We start from the raw sequence: 21,811 nt of genomic DNA on the forward strand, positions 1-21,811 counted from the left end.
CCTCCTAAAAAGTTAAATTAACCTGTTTTTACTTCTCGCTTTTGGAAGACGATTAAAGCAACCGCCAAGAAGATGGCCCAATAAATGACTAGGACCGTTAGTGAGAAACCTAGGGACATGCCTTCGATATAAGTAGGTGTTTCTGCGAAATACTGTACAGGATCGTTGGCAAACAATAAGTATTTCGCCCAATCAAAGAAGAACATCAAAATGCTTGTAATGGATGCTCCCACAATATAGGCTAATACACTAATCGCTATGGAAATGGCCTCACTTCTAAACACCGTTGAGATGGCAAAAGAAAGTGTCCCTAATACAACAAACATAGCACAATGCGCCAAATAATAAGAGACCATATTTGCAAACTGAGACCGTTCAATGACTTCACCATTTTGATAAGCCAAATACACATAATCATTGTTTAGTCCAAAGAATATCGCACCTAAGATAAAGGATAAGATAAATAGGACAGCGATCAGGAAAAGTGAATATAGTTGAACGGTAAAGTATTTAGACAAAAGAACCTTCAACCTGGATGGCGGACGAATCAATAATAATTTAATTGTACCATGCTTATATTCAGCCGAGACAATTGTGGCTGCAATAATAATCACAAATACACCGACCAGCTGAAGCAAATTAGCATTTGTTTTCACATAAGTCCATGCATTTTTACCGAATTGATCGGCTGGAGGTAAATCATGTTTGATTCGATACTCATTGATCGCTATTTCGGTTTCAAGGGATCTCTTATAAAATCTTATATTATCCTCTTTCAATTCTTGCTTCTTTGCTTTATTGATTTCTTGCAACTCAGTTTTCCAATCACCGGATGCTTGATCTCCGTCATTTGTCTTAACAGCAAAGATCAACGTGGCAATCATACCTAAAACAAGAAGCCCAACCATAATCCAAGTACCCACACGATAACTGATTTTCATCCACTCGTTTTGAATGAGGCGAATCATACGTCTGCCTCCTTTTTACCTGTTAAGCTTAAGAACTTATCTTCTAAGGTTTGTTTTTCTATTTTGATTTCGTACAAATGAATAGAAGCTTCGCTCAAATGACGAATCAATTGTGGCATCTTCTCTTCTAGGATGGAGAAGAATAAGTACTGCTCCTCTTCTCTAACTGTGATACCTTCCTCAAATGCTTCAATGAGCTTTTGAGCTTCTTCAATCTCACTTGATGCTACTTTCATTCGATAATTGACCAAATCATCCTGCTTCGTCTCCGCACGCTGATCCTCAATCGCAATCAGCTTTCCTTTTTGGATAATGGCGAAACGATCACACATCAATTCCATTTCTGACATGAGATGACTTGAAACAATGACAGCAAGCCCTTCTTCCTTTGCCAGCCTTCTCAAGTAATCTCGTATCATACGAATTCCCTCTGGATCTAGTCCATTGGTCGGCTCATCTAAGATTAGCAGTTTCGGTTTATGTATCAATGCCTGAGCAATCCCCAAACGCTGCTTCATTCCTAATGAAAACGTACGGACACGCTTATGTTTCACATGCTGCAAACTAACTAGTTCTAGCAGTTCATCAATTCGACCTTCATCCACTTTTCCATTCATTCTGGCAAAATGAACAAGGTTTTGTCTTGCCGTTAAATGATTATACATTTCTGGATTTTCAATAATTGCACCGACATCTTGGATGGCATGCTGATATGAAGTTTGAATACTATGACCATTAATCAGAATGTCACCGGATGTAATGGGAGAAAGACCGACCATCATGCGAATGGTTGTCGTTTTTCCTGCGCCATTCGGCCCTAAGAAGCCAAAGACTTCGCCCGCTTGGACAGAGAAACTCAAGTCTTGAACAATCTTTTTCCCGCGAATATGCCTAGATACATTTTGCAGTTCTAAAACGTTCGTCACGTTACCTCTCCTTCTTTGTCTAAGTATCATCTATCATCTATTTCCTGATAAACACCATGATCCGTCAAAAATAGAAGAACACTTCCATATGGTACAGCAATGCCCAAAAGTTGTGAAGGGGATTAGGCAAAATTTAGAGAATCATCTGCCTTTTTTAAGGTAGAGTTAAGAAAAGCGTGAATTTTTATAAGAAAAGAGGCTTGATTTTTTAAAAAAAGAATGATTTTCAATAGGTACATATGTATGAAATGATGTTTAAGATTATACCTTTCACCTATAAATATCGAAATAAAAAAGAGGCTGATGATCGACAGCCTCTTTTCATATATTATACTTTCTTCACAAACTCCGATTTTAACTTCATTGCGCCAAAGCTAGGAATTTTACAATCAATGTTATGATCGCCTTCGACTAAACGAATCCCTTTGACCTTCGTCCCTATTTTTAAAACCGAAGAAGAGCCTTTGACTTTTAAATCTTTGATCACAGTGACCGTGTCACCATCACTTAATAGATTTCCATTCGCATCTTTGACAACTAGCTGCTCCTCTGCCGCTTGTTCTTGTTCTAGCGACCATTCATGCGCACATTCTGGACAAATAAGCATGCTGCCATCCTCGTATGTATAGGTTGAACTGCACGATGGACAATTCGGTAGATTAGACATTTGTATTTCCTCCAACTTTCTTTTTCATTTAGAACCATTTTACCACATTTCTATAGAAAGGAATGTGATAGAAAAGGAAACATTTTTCATCATTTACTTATCTCTTCCAAATGCCATGACAGCCGCAATATTCCTTGCTGTTCTCTCTACATGCACACTAGCATCATGCATGGCTTCAGCCAGAGTCGTGACGCCAGGGACAATACTAAAAAGTGCATCAATGCCATGATCGTGTACGACTGCACTGTCTTCTGAGAGGGACCCAGCGATGCCAATGACAGGGAGTCCATATTGTTTCGCAGCTTTGGCTACACCGATCGGCGTTTTGCCGTAAATGGTCTGCTGATCAATCCGGCCTTCCCCTGTAATGACTAGGTCAGCGTCCTTTAGTACGTCAGCAAAATGTACGGCTTTCAGTACAATATCAATTCCCTTTTGCAGATCAGCCTGTAAAAAGCCTAATAAACTCGCGCCCATTCCTCCTGCCGCTCCTGCACCTGCCGCCTCACCAAAGGAGACATGAAGATGCTGCTTAGCCACTTGTGCAAAATGAGATAAATTCTTGTCCAACAGTTGAACCATTTCTGTATCTGCTCCCTTTTGAGGACCGAACACAGCAGACGCTCCTCTTTCACCCGTTAAAGGATTATCCACATCACACGCCACTTCCAGACGGACTGATCGCAATCTTGGATCCAGTCGAGATAGATCAATAGAAGCTAATTGATTCAGTGATCCACCGCCCGGCGTGAGGTCTTGGCCTGCTTCATCGAGAAAAGAAGCACCTAAACCTTGCATCATGCCAACGCCACCATCATTTGTTGCGCTTCCGCCAAGCCCAATGATTAAATGCTTCGCTCCTTTATCCAGCGCTGCAAGCATTAATTCTCCTGTCCCTCTAGACGTCGTGAATAAGGGGTTCCGTTTTTCTGGCGGGACAAGATGTAATCCTGATGCTGCTGCCATCTCTATGACAGCTGTCTGCCCATCTCCCAACATACCAAAAAAGGCATCCACAGGTTTGCCAAGCGGACCTGTGACCACTTGCTGGACAATGGTTCCGCCTGTCGCATCCACTAACGATTGAACTGTGCCTTCTCCTCCATCTGCCATTGGGATTTTCATATATTTTGCATGTGGCAAAATAGAGCGAAATCCTCGTTCAATGGCACATGCTGTCTCATAAGCAGATAAACTTTCTTTAAATGAATCTGGTGCGATCACAATTTTCATCCAAAAACCCCTCGTTTCTCATTAAGTCCTCAGCCGAACAGCTGGAAAATACCAAAGATAATGGTCGATACAACGGTTAATGTCAAACCAATTAACGATTCAAAGGGCATTAATTTCAACCGTTCTTTTATATCCATTTGAACACTTCCTGCCGTTGCATGGAAAAAGCTTCCGTGCGGCATATGGTCTAGCACAGTTGCGCCAGCGTGAATCATAGCTGCGCCTGAAAGGGCAGATACACCAAGACCAATAAGAGTTCCGCTAAATACACCACTTGCAACTGCCGTCCCTGCAGTTGTCGAAGCTGTGGCCGCCGACATAAAAATTCCAGACGTTGGTGCAAGCAAGTAAGGAGGTAATCCCGAAGCGTCAAGCGCCTGAATAAATACCTCTTTCATGGAAGAATTCGATACAATTCCAGCTAATGTGCCTGTACCTAGTAACATGATCGCTACACCTGACATTTTATGCAGCCCTGACATCGCATAATCATTGAGAAACTTCCCTTTTTTCATGAAAAGAGCGCCAACAATTCCTCCTATTGGTAAGGCAATCATTGGATCAATATTTATTTGAAACAACGGTCTCAAGGCTAACAAGAGAATGGTCACAAGTGGGCCGACAAGCGCTTGTAGAAAACCAGGTACTTGAACCTCGCCTTGGTCTGCTCCCTCTTCCAGAACTGGTGTCCCTTTATTCGCAAGCTTTTTGGCTAATACATATGTGACGGCTATCCCGAAAATAGCCGGTATGACACCTGCCGCCATCAGGGAAGTAAGCGGTACACCAAAAGCATCAGAGGCTGCAATGGCATTCGGATTCGGTGACATGATATTCCCCGCCTTCCCTCCTCCAATCATCGCAAGTAAAATCCCCGTTTTAGAAAGTTTTGCACGCTTGGCAATGGCAAGTGCGATCGGTGCTACTGTAATGACTGCTACATCTACAAAAACACCCACCGTTGTTAAAATCATTGTTGCAAGTGCGAGTGCTAAAAGTGCCCTCGCCTCTCCAAGCTTTTTCACGATGGCCTCCGCAATAGATAACGCAGCACCCGACTCAATTAAAACCCCTGCCAGTACACCTGCCGCCATGATTCGGAGAACAGCCGGAATCATGTCCTTTGCGCCTTCCATCATGACGTTCACGGTCTGCACAACATCTACACCGCCAACCAAACCGCCAATAAATGCACCTGCCAGCATGCCATAAGCAGGTGATACTTTTTTTAGAATAAGAACAATAGCGATTACAAGCGCAGTCAATGCGCCCAATGTACTCACTGTCACATCTCCACCCATACTCCATCCCTCCTGATTGTCTTTTCTTAATTGTAAGCGTTTACCCATTGGGATCGAGTTGTGAATCCAGATGAACTTCTTTTATTTATTTCTTCATCCAGTTGTGCAAATGCACAATTAAGACAGTTGATTGTCCAATTGTGCTATGTACAGCTCCATCAACTGTTTCACATGACGAGGATCTTTTCCGGTCAATGCCTGGATTTTATCTAAACGATATCGTAGTGTATTACGGTGAATAAATAGACGATCAACGATTCTTTGTAAATCCCCGCCCTCTTCAATGTAAACCTTTAACGTTTGAACGAGCTCCGTTTCTTGTATCAGCGGATGATAAAAATCACTCCACCGTTTGCCCTCTTTGGCGGCTCTCGCTTTTATAAACAAGCTTTCAAGCTGATAAGATTCAAAGACATATATGCTTCCCTCTGGATGGAGCACCTTTCCTAACCGCAGGGCCTCTCTCGCATGCTGAAAGGACAACGGTAATTGACTCATATCCTCAGCGACAGTTCCTACACCCACGAGCACTTGTCCATCAACTGCACCTGCCATTGTTTGTTGTAGCTGTTCGATCACATGCTTGAATTGATGGTCACATATCGGCTGTCTTAACAGGATCAATTCATGACGGAAGGTCATGCCTAGTAAATCATCCGCATTCTTATCGTATTGAATGGCATGCATCATTTTGTGTACAGTGTCCTCAGACGATGAAATCGGCTGAAAAACAATAGCCATTCGCCTCTTGTCTAAATCCATTCCAAGCCAGTCAGCACGGTGCTTCAGCTGATGATCACCCATGTCAGACTCGGAGATGAGCTGATTCACAATTTCACTCTCTATTCGCTGCCGCCACTGGAAGCGTTCAAGTAGAAAAGACTGCTCTAATACGAGTTCAGCTGCCATTTTCACCAGCTCGGCATGATGACGAATGTCCCCTGGCTCACCCGTAATCCCAATGACACCAACGACTTGTTCGCGAAAGCAAATAGGCAGATTGATTCCAGGTCTCACGCCTTTTAAGCGGCGGGATGTCTCCTGATCAATCTCCACACTGTCTCCGCTTGACAGCACTAGACGTGCTCCATCATGTTTTTGTCCAATCCTTTTTCGTTCACCAGACCCAATAATGACACCATCTGCATTCATGACATTGATGTTTTGATGTAAAATATGCATCGTACGTTCAACCATCTCTTGAGCCAATTCACTGGTTAAAAATTGCATTCAGCATCTCTCCTGAAGGGGTTTTCATTCAATGTATCATAGTGTCATTGCACAATAAATGCAAAGCTTAAAAAAACAGCCGTTGACAAAGATACGCCAAAAAGTGTTTAATCAAATCAAGGGACCGACCGACAGTCTAGTCAAAAGAAAGGATGGTTTTATGAGAACCGTTAAACATCCTGAGGAACGCAAAAATGACATCTTAAATGCAGCAGAGAAGCTTTTTTCAACCAAAGGCTATCAGCAAACCACAATTATTGACATCCTCAAAGCCGTTGGCATTGCAAAAGGCACATTCTATTATTACTTTACTTCCAAAGAAGAAGTGATGGATGCAATCATTGACCGGATCATAAAAGCAGATATCATCGAGGCAAAGCGTATTGCCGCTGATCCAGATATCTCAGTGGTCGATAAATTATTTCGCATCATCATGGCACAATCTCCTAAACAGGGCAGCCATAAAGAAGGCATGATCGAACAATTTCATCAGCCTGCTAATGCAGAGATGCATCAAAAAAGCTTGATCAAAGCCATTACAGAGCTATCACCCGTTTTAGCAGAAGTCATTCAGCAAGGGGTAGAAGAAGGGATATTTCAAACGGATTACCCGCAAGAAACTGTCGAATTTCTCCTCGCTTCTGCACAGGTTATCTTTGATGAGGGACTTTTCCAATGGACCACAGCGGAAAGCATACAACGAGCTCTAGCATTTATCGCAATCCTTGAAGCCTCATTACATGCAGAAAAGGGAAGTTTCTCCTTCCTTCTCCAACGTTTAACTGGAGAACCGGAAGACAATAATCAGTGATTGGTCACTTCAATGCCAATCCTGCATACATTATAGACTGACGGTCGGTCTAAAAGGAGAGTGATTTTCATGTCGTTATCAACCAAAAATGGCTCCACCCATTTTATCTATCTCGTTCTCGGGCAAATTATTTCCGTTTTCGGGTCTTCCTTGATTCGTTTTGTTCTATCTTTACACGTCTTGGATATGACACATCGTGTTGATTTATATGCTCTGCTTTTCGCTTTATCCAATATCCCGCTCCTCCTTTCGCCATTAGCAGGAGCAATTGCTGACCGGTTTAACAGAAGAAATTTGATGATTTTATTTGATGTTCTTACTGGCATTATGATTCTGGCTTTTTATTTCTGGTTATTTTCAGGTCATGATTCACTTTATATGATTGGAGCCGTCATGATTCTCCTTGGTGTCATGAGTACATTTTATGCTCCTGCTGTGATGTCGAGTATTCCTCAGCTAGTGAAAGAAGAAAAATTAGAACAAGCAAATGGCATCGTGAATGGCGTGCAGGCCCTTTCAGGTGTTGTCGCTCCTATCATTGGCGGCGTTTTATACGGACTCATTGGGAGCCAGGTCATCATAGGCGCTAGCAGCATTGTATTTTTTCTATCAGCATGCATGCTTTTACGGTTAAATATCTCTTTCTCACCTAGCCCACTCGCAGAACCGATGACCAAAGTACTCTTGAAAGATATGAAACAAGGCTTTTCCTATATCGGAAGCCAGTCATTTTTAAAAAGAGCCATGCTGCTTGCAGCGCTGCTAAATTTCATCCTCACACCATTTTTTATCGTTGGAGGTCCCATTATTTTAAGGGTCACAATGAAAAGCAGTGACATCATGTATGGAATAGGGATGGGCATCATTGAGTTTGCCGTCATCGCAGGCGCCCTGCTAGTTGGGCTTGTAGCGAAACATTGGCGAATTCCTACTTTGTATCGCTGGCTGCTCGTCATCGCAGTCATTTTGCTGCCTGTTGCTTTTTCAACATCCAAGATGGCCCTTCAATTTGGTACATTTCCAGCCTATTTTCTTTTTTTAGCAGGGTGTCTCCCAATTGCCATGCTGCTCACCATGATTTCGATCGTTGTCATCTCACATGTGCAAAAGAAAACACCCAATGCTCAATTAGGAAAAGTCATGGCCAATCTAACAATGGTCTCTCAATGTGCTGCACCGCTCGGGCAAATGATGTACGGGTTCTTGTTCAACACTTTTTCCGCCAGCATGTATGTGACCGTGTTAATCGTCAGTGCCTTGATGTTTGCACTTGCCTTCCTTACAAAAAATACGCTTCGACATGAAGGAGAATCAGCCTCATGAGATTGACGTTTATCAAGAAAGACCTAACCCACCACCGTCTCATTTCAATCGGCTTAACCCTTTGCATCATGATGACATCATTTTTAGCAACAAGCGCTGCGCAAATGACGGTCCAGCTGAATGGTTCCATTTCTGATCTACTCCAATCAGCCAAAGCACCAGACTTTGTCCAAATGCACGATGGCAGCTTAGATGAAAAAGCGGTCGATATATTTTCAAGTAAACAGTCGATGGTGAAGGCACATCAAATTGTTCCAATGATTCCGATCGAACACGTCAGCATCAAGTTCGGGCAGGAGCCTGCTCAAGCGGGTGTGATGGATCATTTATTTGTAAAGCAAAATCGCTATTTTGATTTCCTTTTAAACGAACGAAATGAAAAGCTCACTGTCAATAAAGGAGAAGTAGCAGTCCCTATTTATTTTCAACAAAAATACCATTTAAAGATTGGCGAAAGGTTACTCATTTCAAAAGGCTCTCATCAATTCTCTTTTCAAATCAAAACGTTCTTACGAGATGCCCAAATGAATCCAAGTCTTGTCAGTTCAAAGAGATTTCTTCTGCATGATGCGGACTGGGTGGCACTGAATCAAGTGTTTCAAAAAAAGGAGTACTTAATTGAATTTTTATTGCATGATGCTAGTCAAGCAGATGCTTTTCAATCACTCTATCAATCATCTGAGCTGCCACAACAGGGGCCTGCTGTCACATTACCCCTGCTTCGCATGCTGAATGCCCTAACAGATGGTATGGTGATCGCCATTCTCCTTCTTGTCTGCTTTCTGCTCATTAGCATTTCCCTCCTCTCTCTTCGTCTCGCTATGACCGCAACTATAGAAGAGGATGAACGTGAAATTGGAATCTTAAAAGTACTAGGAATCCCTTTATCAAAAATCAAACAATTATACGTTGGGAAATATGCTGTGCTTGCCTGTATAGGGTGTATAGCGGGATATTTGATGACACTCATGTTTGGTGATTTGTTTACAGCCAATATTCAGCAATATATGGGGAATCGCTTCTCTTTTATTCATCAGGTGATCCCGCTTTTGGTGTCAATTTTGACGGCAATGATCGTCATCTCATTCAGCTATACTGTCCTAAGGAGATTTGGTCAAATATCAGCCGCTCAAGCTATTCAAGGCGTCATAAGCTCACCAAGCCGTAAAAAACAAATTCCTATGCACCTCCAAAAAAACAGCTTCCTCCCAGTCAATTTTTGGTTTGGTTTGAAAGATCTGTTCTCGCGAATAAAGATGTATTCAACAATTACCTGTATTATTGCGCTTTGTACATTTTTAATGTTAATGCCGATTCAGTTATGGTACACATTACAATCACCAGATTTCATCACATATCTTGGCTCTGGAAAAAGTGACCTTCGAATTGATATTCGGCAGGGAAATGATTTAGAGAAAAGTACAAATAAAATAGAGTCTATGATTAGCGAAGACCAAGACATTCAAACATCTGCCGTCTATGAAACAACTTCTCTACAAGCCAAAACAATGGAGAATACATTAGAAACGCTCTATTTAGAAACAGGTGATCTATCAGCATTCCCTCTCACCTATTTACAAGGAAGGGAACCGTTGAAGGAGGAAGAGATTGCTTTATCGGTGTTGAGTGCTGACTCACTTCAGAAAAAGATAGGTGAAAAAGTCACTCTCGCCACAAATGGACAGCAAGTTCAAAAAATGGTTACCGGCATTTATCAAGACGTTACCAACGGAGGGAAAACTGCTAAAGCATTATCTCAGCCTTTTCCTCAATCATCCCTTTGGAAAACCATTCAAATACAATTAAAACAAGGAATAGATATGGCAGGAAAAAAAGCAGCACTTGAAACAAATATGTCTCCTGCAAAAGTGACAGATATGAAAGAATATGTGCATCAAACAATAGGAAGCACCGCATCTCTAGTAAAAGTGATTGCATTATTTTCAACCATCGCAGCTTTTGGAACAGCCAGCCTCATGTTAATGATGTTTCTGCACATGTTAAGGGCGAAAGATTTAAATCGTACTCACTTGTTAAGGACGATTGGTTTTTCTCAAAAAGATTTAACCTATCAATACTTAACAAGTTTTATCGTCGTTCTCTCTATTGGTGCCTTCATTGGAGCAATCGCTGTTCATACTATTGGTCCGGCGTTGATGAGTGCAGGCGGAGCATCATTAGGAGCATCCAGCCTTCAGTGGTTAGCCCCGAAATGGGTTTGGATCGTGTATCCTCTCCTGCTGTTTATGGTGAATTTAACTGTCATCTCGTGGTTATTGAAGTCCTTTTTTTCTAGTAAAATCAGCCGTCATACACTTTCATAAGGAGATGTTTCACATGGAACAATTAATTGAAGCGAAACAATTGTCTTTACAAATTGATTCATTAAAAGGACAAAAACAGACCATTCTTAGAAATATTCACTTATCAATTAAACGTGGAGAATTTGTCACCATTATGGGACCTTCAGGGTGTGGAAAAACCTCTTTGCTTTATCAACTTAGCGGTATAGAGACATCCTCCAGAGGGGAAATCAAATATAAAGGTCAACTGCTATCAGAAATGACAGACAAACAGTTAACAGCTTTGCGCTTATCAGAGATGGGATTCGTCTTTCAACACAGCCACTTACTAAAAAACCTCAATCTATTTGATAACATCATTGCTGCAGCTTACTTAGCGAAGAAAATGCCGAGAAAAGAAGTCAATGAACGAGCAAAATATCTAATGGAGAAACTTGATATTGAGCATTTAGCTGATAGATATTTATCAGAAGTATCAGGAGGACAACTCCAAAGAGCCTCTATCTGTCGAGCTCTTATGAATGGACCAAACATTCTTTTTGCAGATGAGCCCACAGGTGCTCTTAATTCAAGCACCACAAAGGAAGTCATGGATATTTTTTCACAAATCAATTCTGAAGGAACAACTCTGCTTCTCGTCACCCATGATCCAAAAGTGGCCCTTTGCTCTGAAAGAATTTTGTTTATGAATGACGGTGAAATTTCAGCTCATTTAAATTTAGGAAAATACGATCGCTTCACCGATGAGAAACGAGAGGCCTTGTTAAACAAGTGGTTACAAAACTTAGGGTTTTAATTGGTGTAAAACAGGCAGAAAGCTGCCTGTTTTATTTTTTCTTACACTCAAAGGAGTAATCCATAGTCAAACTATTTGTTTCTAGTATGATTTTGCCGTCTTCTTGTTGACAAGATTCTGTCAGCAACTCAATTTCTTTGCTATAAAAGTATCTCTTTGAGATATAAAGAGTGACTAAAACAAGTAAAAGCGTCGTAATCACAATTGTCATTTGCCAGTTTAACATTTGAAATCTTTTTTTCATTTCAACATCCTTTCTGAAAGGTCAACACTTGTCTCGGATTTTCACCTTTCTCAGTAACTAACAGTTTCTTTCCCAAAATCATCTAGCAACATCATAACTGATTTTCCCTTCTAGATCGACCTTTCATTGTTCTTTTCTCATAGCTAAAATAGCTTTATTTCATATATTCGGATGGTATTTTCGACCATAAATTTAAAACTAATAGTATCTATCACATTTTTAGACTTCCAAAAAAAGATTTTAGTCATTTGAATAAACAATCAATCATCGTTACAATATCGTACATCTCATGACATAAGGTCCTTTTTATTACCTCCTGTCAATCACCTCCCTGAAACGATTATATTTTACCAAAAATTGTGATATCGTTTTTTATTGAAACAGGCGAAAGGATGTTAAAGAGGTGAAATTTCCATGAAAATCATTTCAGCTGAACAGGTGGGGAACCGTTTAAATGATTGGCGAATTGCCATTCGTAAGCATGATGTACACAATGCAAAGACAATCTACACAGAATTAAAGGAATTACTTCAAGAGATGGAAGAGAATCAGGAGGTCTTGACCTACTATTCATTGCTAGAAGGCAAGTTTAAGCTCATGTTATATGAACGAAGAGGTAAAAAACTGAATAAACCGACAGTGCTAGAATACCCTTCTAAAACAAACGACTTAATTGAATATTATTTTTACCTATATAAAGCCCTTTACGCTTCATATAACAGAGACTATGCACCAGCCATCGGACTGTTTAAAATTGCTGAGAAAAAACTACAAAACATTCCTGATGAAATAGAAGTAGCAGAATTCCATACGAAGGTCGCAAACCTATATATGATGCTTCGCCAAAGCCTGATTTCACTTCATTATATTCAGAATGCCATCGATATTTTCAAAGGTCATGATGGCTATGAAAGAAGACTGGCAGCAGCTTTTGTGATCGCAGCCACCAACTTCATGGATATTGGCGATTTCAAAAGAGCTGAGAATTACTACACAAAAGCATTACACATCTCAAATCAATTAAACGATCATTTTTTAGCATCACAGCTTTATCACAATATCAGTATTCTATATGCCGAAGTTGGAGAATCAAAAAAATGTATTGATGCCCTAGAAAAGGCTCTTAGTGATGATGACTACCTTTCATCTTGTTATTTCGAACACTCCATGTTTATGTTACTAAAAGAGCTACTCTCCATTGATGAAAAGTCGCAAGCTCTCTATTATTTTGAATTAGTCAAACAAAAACAAGAAATAGACAGAAACCCCATCTATACAGCAAAAATGAATTTTCTCTATCACCTATATTTCACTGAAGACATATCCAAAAAAGCTCAAACCTGTTTAGATGACATCAGTATTCTGAAAGAATTAAAGGATGTTGAAGGTGCCCGTGAATTAAGTGCACTAGCTGCCAAACACTTTGAAGATCTGGGTTCAATTCACCAAGCATACCTCTTTTTGAAGGATGCCTATCAATTGGAACACACTACACTTAATTGGAGGAATTATGATGAAAAAAGTGAGTTTACTCATTTTCGCTTTAACCATCGTTGTTTTCGGACAAACGGTGTCTTACAATTCGTTAAATGATACAAATCTTGGCCCAACAGAACGACCTATCGGAACATAAACCGATACAATACAAATAACCACTTGCCTCATTACAAGGCAAGTGGTCCACATTTATTTCAGTTCTTGATAAGAAATGAGGCGGTGAATATGTACCGCCAGATACGTAAGTTCGTCATTTGGAATAACAATACTATGCACCTGTTTAATATAATCTTTGATTTTGAAAGCTACATCCATCGCTTGAGGATACAAGTGTGCAATTTGTTCAAACAACTCATTTTCTTGATCTGATAATAATTTATTTGCGTAAAATCTTTCAACAAAGAATTTCACATGTGTAATAAATCGGCTGTAATGAATATTCTCTTGATCCATTTTCATATTCAACGTATAGCGGACAAGATTCACAATACTTCCGATCATCTTTGCATACTTCATGCCATCTTTGGAATCGGACTCTTCACCTAACGCATTAATTAAATGGAAGGCGATATTGGCCGCTTCTTCCTTTGGTAATTGAATGCCCAATGTATTGTTGACTAACTCAAGCGCATAATTACCTACTTCAAATTCTTCGGTATAGTAGTTTTTGATTTCCCAGTATACTCGATTTGTAATATTAATGTTCTTCTTGTGCCGTTCTACTGCAAAATTCAAGTGGTCCATCAAGGTAAAATAGACACCAGAATTCAGACTTGAGTTTAAGCGTTTTTCAGCATATTGAACAATATGCTGAGTTAAATCGATAAACTCTTGTGGCATTGAATCTAATAGTTGGAGAAATTCCTTCGCTCTCATGTTATCGACAGACATAAACACTTGATCTGCCTTCTTTTCTTCAATCATTCGACCTGGTTTTTGTCCATAACCAATCCCCCGGCCGAATAGAACCATCTCCTGTTGGTTCTGATCTTCAGCCAGAACCACACTCGAGTTTAAAACTTTTTTGATTTTAAACATCGTCATCACCTGTTTTCATGATTGTGGTTTTTCAATCAAGCGATTCACCATTTGTTTCAATGACCTTTTTGTACCAATAAAATGAGTCTTTACGAGAACGTTTTAATGTACCGTTTCCATCGTCATCTTGATCTACATGAATGAACCCGTATCGTTTTGACATCTGTGATGTACCTGCACTTATAATATCAATTGAGCCCCAGCTCGTATATCCGAATAGGTCAACGCCTTCTTCCACCGCTTCTCTCATTTGGCGGAAATGCTCTTTGAAATAGTTAATACGATAATCATCGTGAATTGATCCATCACTTTCAACAACATCTTTTGCACCCATGCCGTTTTCTACAATGATCAGTGGTTTTTGATAACGATCATATAATTCTATTAAAGAAATTTTCAGACCAACCGGATCAATTTGCCATCCCCAATCAGTAGATGGAAGGTAAGGATTTTTGACCCCACGGATGGTATTTCCATCCGTTTTTTCTAATCCTTCATCAGCTGATTCAGTTAAAGACATATAGTAGCTGAACGAGATAAAATCTACTGTATTTTCTTTTAAAATAGAAAGATCATCTGATTCCATTTGGATATGAATGTTTTTTCTCTCAAGCATGCGCTTGATAAGCGGCGGGTATTCACCAAATACCTGAACATCTGCATAGAAATAGTTTTCTAAGTTTTGTTTCAATGCCCGCTCCACATCATTCGGATGACAAGTGTGCGGATACGTTGTTAATTTTGTCAGCATACACCCTACTTGACTGCCTTGTATGATGCGATGACAATCTGCTGTTACAAGTGCAGAGGCAATGAATTGATGATGGAGTGCTTGATAAACCGTCTCTTCCTCTTTCCCTTCTGGGCAGCGATCAGGAATAATTCCTGCTGTAATAAAAGAGTGGCGGTGAATACTATCTATTTCATTAAAGGTCAGCCAATATTTCACATCATTTTTATAGCGTTCAAAACATACATTGGCGAACTTAACAAAGAGATCAACGACTTTTCTTTCAACCCAGCCATTATATTTCACGCTCAGTGCTAACGGCATTTCATAATGTGACAGCGTCACAATCGGTTCTATGTTGTGTTTTTTCATTTCTGCAAATAAACGATCGTAAAATTGGAGTCCTTTTTCATTTGGTTCTTTCTCTTCTCCAGTTGGGAAGATACGGCTCCATGCAATAGAAATGCGAAGAGTTTTAAAACCCATTTCAGCAAATAGAGCCAAATCCTCTTTATAGTGATGATAGAAATCAACACCTCTGCGTTTTGGATACTTTTTATCATCTGGGTCTTTCATCGCTCGATCTATATTTTCAGAAGTAACAGCTAGATGCCCTTCATAATCTTCTACACTCAAATTAGACCGGTACATCGCAATATCAGCAACAGATGGGCCCTTTCCATCTACATTCCAAGCGCCTTCTGCTTGGTTGGCGGCAATGGCGCCGCCCCATAAAAATCCTTTTGGAAAACCTTTTATTGTCGTCATATATTTAGCCTCCTAATTGGGTGATAACCATCAATGTATCTTGGCGATTGACCTCTTGTAATGGCTGTACCTTAATATCATATTGATCTGTATTCGTGATGACAGCAAGCGTAACTGGATCGTATCCTGCTTCCATGATTTTTTCTACATCAAATTCAATGAGTAAATCCCCTGCTTGTACACGATCTCCTGCCTGCACTTTTGGATAAAAATACTGTCCTTCCAACTGTACAGTATCAATGCCAATGTGGAATAATACTTCCACCCCTTTGTCCGTTTTCATACCAAGTGCATGGTTTGTTTCGAACAGCAAGGTGACCTCACCATCTACTGGTGCATATAACGCTCCTTCTGAAGGAACAATGGCAATTCCGTCTCCCATGACCTTTGAAGAGAAAATATCATCTTTTACTTCAGATAGAGAGATCATTTGACCAATCACAGGGCTTTTGAAAGTTTCCCCTGCTCCAATTTGTTCAGCAAATGCATCTTGATCATTTGTCTTTTCTTCTACTGTTTTATCCTTACCTAATACAAAAGCAGCGATAAAAGCAACAACGAAGGAAATGACAGCTCCAATGACAGCAAACATTAGATTTCGTGGAAGCTCATCTGATATAAACATCGACATACTTGCTAATCCAGGACCAACAAGTACAAAAGCTTGTATACCAACTAATCCAATGAAGATCCCGCCAACAAACGAACCAATCATGACACTTCCAAGTACGCGTTTATTTTGAAGTGTCACACCATACAAAGCAGGCTCTGTGATGCCAAAAAATGCTGAAATTCCTGCCGAAATGGCTGTTGATCTGAGTACCTTGTCTTTCGTGCGTAGTGCCACTGCGAAACATGCTCCACTTTCCGCAATATTATGCGCAAGTGATGCTGGTAAATAAAGTGCTTCTTTCCCGAGGTTCCCCATCGTTGTCACTGCATAAGGGACCATTGCTTTGTGCATGCCTGATGCAACCATAAACGGGAGTACCGCTGCTAAAATTGCAACAGCTACCCAGCCTACTGTATTAAACATCGCAAGAATAACGGATGAAAACCCTTGTCCTGCTGTAAAACCAAGTGGTCCTAATAACAGTAACGTAACTGGTACAGTAATGACTAATGACATCATTGGGACAAAGAAAATCCGAATTGGTTTTGGTGAAAATCGTGTGAAGAATTTTTCCATTTGAGCGTAAAGCAATACAGAAAGGATTGCTGGAAACACTTGATACGCATAAGCTATATTTTTTACGTCGAATGACATTAATTGCGCACCTTCAGTAAGCATGGCTGTCATGTTCGGAAGAAGGAGTGCACCGACTGCTGATAATGCGACCAGTGGGTTTACCTTTAGTTTATTTGCCGTTGTGACAGCGACTAGTAATGGCAGGAAGTATAGTGGTGCGTCACCCACCATGTTCAATATTTGATAGGTTTGGCCTTTTGCATCCACCCAGCCTAATAAAGAGAAAAGGAGAAGAAATGATTTTAAAATCCCTCCGCCTGCGATAGCCGGAACAAGCGGCTGGAAGACACCCACAATGAAATCTAATAGAACTGTGCCTGCTTTTCTTTTTTCTTTTGGCTGATTGGATGGCACGCCTTGCCCAGACGAGCTGCCGCCCATTAAATTTGTTACCTTTTGATACACTTCAATCACGTCATTCCCAATGACCACTTGGCATTGTCCTGACATTCTAACTGCTATGACACCTGGTGTTTTTTCTAATGCCTGTACATCTGCTTTTTTCTGATCAATTAGTGTGAAGCGAAGTCTTGTTGAGCAGTGCTCAAGGTGCGCAATATTTTCTTTACCACCTACATGCTGCAAAACATCTTTGGCGACTTGTGTGTAATCCATTTCTTCTCCTCCTTTTCTCATACATGAGACCTATATTTTGGCAATAAAAAAAGGACCTAAAACGACAAATTAAAGAAATTCATCGTTTTTAGATCCTGCCTGCATGACCAGTCACATGTCTAATTTATTTATATTGGATTTGTTTTTAGTATATATTGATTATATGAAAGCGTCAACATTTATTTTTCTGAAATTTATTAAGGTCTATATACCTAACTTAATTTTCTTTAATTTAGTTGAAGCAACCTTTCTCACTTTTTTATACACCAATATTTTTTATCATCAATAAGAACTCTTTATTAATAAAAAACCAGATAAGTTCACTCATCTGGTTTCATATCATCTATTTTTTTTTTGTTCCGCCTGCTTTTTGAATGCTTTCGCTTGTTTTTGGTATTCCTGTTTCGTAACCGCTTTTAACTCTACAGTACCGCCTGTCATTTTAAATGGAAGTTTGATTGATTTTACATCTCGATCAGTGGAACCTTTAATGATCCCATCTTCAATTGAAGGCTCATGGCCCATTACAAAATTTCTTCCATCCGTATCACCCATGACTTCTAATCTCATTTCTTTATAAGGCTTACACTCTTCTCCGGGAACAGTTGTGATTAGAAGGAAGCCTGACCATCCAAGCTCAATATGCATGGTTTTCACCTGTAAAAATAGTTGTTTGTCCTTTGCCGTATAGAGAAAACCATATACTTTCGCCACTTTCTCCTTGAAGTTTCTCATACTATCATAAAACCTATCTTCAGCGGTATCGAATAGATAATCATATCGTTTTTGAATCTCTTTATGATATTTATCTAGCTTTTTTTGATTGATTGCCTTATATATCATACTTTTCTTTTCGCCTTGTTTTTTTACTGAAAGGTCTTTTCCTGAAAAGTGAACTTCGTATACGATCGTTTCTTTACCTTGTGTGACTTTGAATTCATACCCATTTTCTTTTGAACTGCCAGATACGACAAATTGTTTTTTATAGATTTGCGGATCCCACCTCACTTCTTCTATATACTTTTCATTCAAATACCCCGCTACTTTGCCTTTATCCTCAGATATTTCAAACCAGCTCATTCTATCCTTCGTTTTATACGCAAATGCATAGGCATGATTCAATGAATTCTTTTTTGCGATTGCTTGATATGCTGTCCAGCCGCCTCCACCTAAGATGAGTACTGCCAGGATAGACACGACCCAGATTTTCAATTTACTCATACGTACCTCCTCTAATATAAGATTTTAGAAATCGATACCATCAATATTTCACCATATGTCAACTAAATCCTTATTAATTTAAGTTATATTTACGAAAATTTAGAGACGATAACGCCTTAAATCTATGCAAAGACAATTGGCTTTTTTCAAGCAGAAATCAGATATGTAACCGATCCCTATTCATCTGAACCAACACAACTATTTTCTCTTTTCTTCTGCTTTCTTTTTAAATGCTTTCGCTTGTTTTTCATATTCCTTTTTCGTGACAGCTTTTAACTCTACTGAATCGCCTGTCATGATATATGGTCTAGGGAGTTTTTTAAATTCCTGATACGTGAAAGCTTTTATCTCTATAGTACCGTTAGTCTTTTTAATTGGCAGTTTGATTGATTTTGCATCTCGATCAGTCGAACCTATAATGACACCTCGTTCAATTATAGGATCGTAGCTCATGTCTAAATAGTCTCCACCATCAGTTTCGCCCCCGACCTCTAATTTCATTTCTTTATAGGGCTTACACCCTTCTTCAGAAACAGTTGTTATTAGAAAAGAGCCGAGCCATCCATTCTCAATATGCATGCTTTCCACTTGTAAAAATAGTTGTTTGTCCTCTGCCGTATATAGAAAACCATATACCTTCGCCACTTTATCCCTGAAGTGTCTCATATTGTCATAAAATCTAGTTTCTGAAGTATCAACTAGATGTTGATGTCGATCTTGAATTTTTTTGTGATACGAATCTAGCTTTTTTCGATTGATTGCTTTATATATTCTGCTTTTCTTATCACCTTGTTTTTTCACAGATAGGTCTTTACCGGACATTTGAACTTCGTATATGATTGTTTCTTTGCCTTGTTTGACTCGAAATTCATAACCGTTTTCCTTTGAACTCCCGGACACTACATATTGTTTATTATATATTTTGGGATCCCACCATATTTCTTCTATATACTTTTCATTCAAATGCCCCGTTACTTTGCCTTTATTCTCAGATATCTCAAACCAGCTCATTTTATCCTTCGTTTTATACGCAAATGCATAGGCATGATTCAATGAATTCTTTTTTGCAATTGCTTGATATGCTGTCCAGCCGCCTCCACCTAAGATGAGTACTGCCAGGATAGACACGACCCACATTTTCAATTTACTCATAGGTACCTCCACTAATATATGATTTAAAAAATCTTCATGATCCCTATTTATTCAACTAAATTCTGATCGCCCTGAAATTCCATTCACAACAATCATCTGTTCCAACACGATCTACTTTTGCCATTCTTTCGCCTTCTTTTTGAATGCTTCCGTTTGTTCTTGATATTCCTCTTTCGTGACCGCTTTAAATTCTATGATCCCGCCTGCCATTTTAAAAGGAAATTTAATGTATGTTGCGTCTCGGTCAGTTTCCCCTAAAATAAAACCCTTTTCAATTGCAGGATAAGTACTCAAATCAAACATCATCCCATCTGAAACTCCACCTGCTGTATGTTTCGTTTCTTTATAAGGTTCACCACCATCTCCTGGGACCTTTCTCATTAGAAAAGAACCTGCCCATTCAGACTGCATATACATTCGTTTTACTTTTAAAAATAGTTGGTATGAACCATCCTCTGCTGTATACAGATAACCATAAGCGCCTGTTACTTTCTTAATGAAGTTTCGTACATAATCATGAAATCTATTTTCCGTGTCATCCATCAGTTTCTCATATCGAGTATGAATGTCCTGTTGAACAGCACGTAGGTTTTTTTGATCAACTGCTTTGTATGTGATGCTGTGCTTTTCACCTTGTTTTTTCACAGAAAGATCTTTTTCGGCAAGGTGAACTTCATATGTGACCGTTTCTTTCCCTTGCTTCACATAAAATTCGTAACCGTTTTCAATTGATTTTCCGGTTAATTGATATTTGTTGATAAATAGATTGGGATCATAATGCCTTTGCGGATTTTCCTCTAAAATGGTTTCGTTCAGCTGGCCTGTTACTTTTCCGTTTCTCTCCGTTACCTTGAACCAGTTCACACGATCATGAGTCTTATATGCAAAGGCGTAGGGATGATTCAAACCACTCTTTTGTGCGATTGCTTGATAGGCTATCCAGCCTCCTCCACCAATCAGTAGGACCGCCAGAATAGTCATGATCCAGATTTTCGATTTACTCATATGTCCCCTCCAAACTATAATCGTTCACTCTATATGAAGGATTCATCTCATTGATTAACAAATCAGTGATCTCTTCACCTCCTTTCTAGCATTTATTTTTTTCTCATACCTCTTGTATCTGCAGTTATACATCGTTTATCATATATCTAAATGATATATCTTTTAGATAGGTGTGTTGATCAATGAAAAAATACAATGATACGACATATGCGATTTTGGGGATTTTAACGACAGATTGTAAGTCTGGGTATGAAGTGAAGCAATTAATTGATAGGAGCTTGCATCACTTTTGGAAAATTAGTTATGGACAAATTTATCCAGCTTTAAAGTTAATAGTCGAGGAAGGGCTTGCGAAGGTTTCACCCACTTCTACAACTGGCCGCTCAGACAAGCGGGAATATCATCTAACTGAAAAAGGGCTGGACACGTTGAGGCAATGGCTGGCACAGCCGCTCGATCAAGTACCATCAGAACGAAATGAGGTGTTATTAAAGTTATTTTTTGGTCAATATCTTTCGTTTGAGAAAAAATTGGTGCTTTTACAGGATTATGAGAGGCAGCTCCGTATCCGTTATGAGACATATGTTGCGATTGAACAAAACATTCAAGAGCTGTATCCAGATGAAGCTGATGCGAAGTATTGGCTGTATACGTTAGATTACGGAAAGAAAGTGGCGCAGGCTGGAATTGATTGGTGCGTGGAGACCTGTGAATCGATGAAGGAAGAAGGGTGA

General features: G+C 39.6%; 18 protein-coding genes. 6 read left to right on the forward strand and 12 right to left on the reverse strand.

Annotated elements, in window-relative coordinates; translation table 11 throughout:
* Positions 1-17: 17 nt before the first annotated feature.
* From ACTJJD_RS14670 to ACTJJD_RS14695, 6 genes are all read right to left on the reverse strand, one after another.
* A complete protein-coding gene (locus ACTJJD_RS14670; RefSeq protein WP_243824732.1) occupies positions 18-968 on the reverse strand; it encodes an ABC transporter permease subunit in 951 nt (316 codons plus the stop codon).
* Positions 965-1,894: an ABC transporter ATP-binding protein gene (locus ACTJJD_RS14675; RefSeq protein WP_079920001.1), complete on the reverse strand. Its 930-nt coding sequence runs from the start codon at positions 1,892-1,894 to the stop codon at positions 965-967. The genes ACTJJD_RS14670 and ACTJJD_RS14675 overlap by 4 nt, the downstream gene beginning before the upstream one ends.
* Before the next feature lie 328 nt (positions 1,895-2,222).
* Positions 2,223-2,561, reverse strand: coding sequence for a zinc ribbon domain-containing protein YjdM (locus ACTJJD_RS14680; protein ID WP_017359922.1), 339 nt, complete (start codon positions 2,559-2,561; stop codon positions 2,223-2,225).
* 93 nt (positions 2,562-2,654) lie between these two features.
* On the reverse strand, positions 2,655-3,794 hold the full coding sequence (locus ACTJJD_RS14685; RefSeq protein WP_440608584.1) for a glycerate kinase: 1,140 nt from the start codon (positions 3,792-3,794) through the stop codon (positions 2,655-2,657).
* A 29-nt stretch (positions 3,795-3,823) separates the two neighbouring features.
* Complete coding sequence (locus ACTJJD_RS14690; RefSeq protein ID WP_039962847.1) at positions 3,824-5,095, reverse strand: GntP family permease; 1,272 nt, start codon at positions 5,093-5,095, stop codon at positions 3,824-3,826.
* Positions 5,096-5,212: 117 nt separating this feature from the next.
* Positions 5,213-6,325, reverse strand: coding sequence for a CdaR family transcriptional regulator (locus ACTJJD_RS14695; protein ID WP_440600136.1), 1,113 nt, complete (start codon positions 6,323-6,325; stop codon positions 5,213-5,215).
* A 160-nt stretch (positions 6,326-6,485) separates the two neighbouring features.
* Between ACTJJD_RS14695 and ACTJJD_RS14700 the strand changes: the two genes are divergently transcribed.
* From ACTJJD_RS14700 to ACTJJD_RS14720, 5 genes are all read left to right on the forward strand, one after another.
* Entirely contained in the window at positions 6,486-7,136 is a 651-nt protein-coding gene (locus ACTJJD_RS14700; RefSeq protein ID WP_008347371.1) for a TetR/AcrR family transcriptional regulator, read from the forward strand.
* Positions 7,137-7,205: 69 nt separating this feature from the next.
* The gene (locus ACTJJD_RS14705; protein ID WP_440608585.1) at positions 7,206-8,459 is read left to right on the forward strand and encodes an MFS transporter; all 1,254 of its coding nucleotides are present in this window, start codon (positions 7,206-7,208) and stop codon (positions 8,457-8,459) included.
* Positions 8,456-10,783 carry an FtsX-like permease family protein gene (locus tag ACTJJD_RS14710; RefSeq protein WP_440608586.1) on the forward strand — a complete coding sequence of 776 codons (2,328 nt, stop codon included), beginning with the start codon at positions 8,456-8,458 and terminating at the stop codon, positions 10,781-10,783. Before ACTJJD_RS14705 ends, ACTJJD_RS14710 begins: the two co-directional genes overlap by 4 nt.
* 13 nt (positions 10,784-10,796) lie before the next feature.
* On the forward strand, positions 10,797-11,558 hold the full coding sequence (locus tag ACTJJD_RS14715; RefSeq protein ID WP_440608587.1) for an ABC transporter ATP-binding protein: 762 nt from the start codon (positions 10,797-10,799) through the stop codon (positions 11,556-11,558).
* Between the two features lie 658 nt (positions 11,559-12,216).
* Entirely contained in the window at positions 12,217-13,395 is a 1,179-nt protein-coding gene (locus ACTJJD_RS14720; protein WP_440608588.1) for a tetratricopeptide repeat protein, read from the forward strand.
* A gap of 93 nt (positions 13,396-13,488) precedes the next feature.
* Here the strand turns inward: ACTJJD_RS14720 and ACTJJD_RS14725 are convergent, their stop codons facing one another.
* From ACTJJD_RS14725 to ACTJJD_RS14750, 6 genes are all read right to left on the reverse strand, one after another.
* Positions 13,489-14,337, reverse strand: a complete 849-nt coding sequence (locus tag ACTJJD_RS14725; protein WP_282833254.1) for a PRD domain-containing protein — start codon at positions 14,335-14,337, stop codon at positions 13,489-13,491.
* A gap of 31 nt (positions 14,338-14,368) precedes the next feature.
* Entirely contained in the window at positions 14,369-15,835 is a 1,467-nt protein-coding gene (locus ACTJJD_RS14730) for a glycoside hydrolase family 1 protein (RefSeq protein WP_079920007.1), read from the reverse strand.
* Between the two features lie 4 nt (positions 15,836-15,839).
* Positions 15,840-17,699: a beta-glucoside-specific PTS transporter subunit IIABC gene (locus ACTJJD_RS14735; protein ID WP_098680424.1), complete on the reverse strand. Its 1,860-nt coding sequence runs from the start codon at positions 17,697-17,699 to the stop codon at positions 15,840-15,842.
* Between the two features lie 339 nt (positions 17,700-18,038).
* Positions 18,039-18,920, reverse strand: coding sequence for a hypothetical protein (locus tag ACTJJD_RS14740; protein WP_440608589.1), 882 nt, complete (start codon positions 18,918-18,920; stop codon positions 18,039-18,041).
* A gap of 198 nt (positions 18,921-19,118) precedes the next feature.
* Entirely contained in the window at positions 19,119-20,072 is a 954-nt protein-coding gene (locus ACTJJD_RS14745; RefSeq protein WP_440608590.1) for a hypothetical protein, read from the reverse strand.
* A gap of 111 nt (positions 20,073-20,183) precedes the next feature.
* A complete protein-coding gene (locus ACTJJD_RS14750; RefSeq protein ID WP_268438269.1) occupies positions 20,184-21,077 on the reverse strand; it encodes a hypothetical protein in 894 nt (297 codons plus the stop codon).
* Between the two features lie 182 nt (positions 21,078-21,259).
* Between ACTJJD_RS14750 and ACTJJD_RS14755 the strand changes: the two genes are divergently transcribed.
* Positions 21,260-21,811: a PadR family transcriptional regulator gene (locus ACTJJD_RS14755; protein WP_065461415.1), complete on the forward strand. Its 552-nt coding sequence runs from the start codon at positions 21,260-21,262 to the stop codon at positions 21,809-21,811.

It is taken from the genome of Bacillus sp. 22446, assembly GCF_052044955.1.
Classification (GTDB): domain Bacteria; phylum Bacillota; class Bacilli; order Bacillales; family Bacillaceae; genus Bacillus; species Bacillus altitudinis.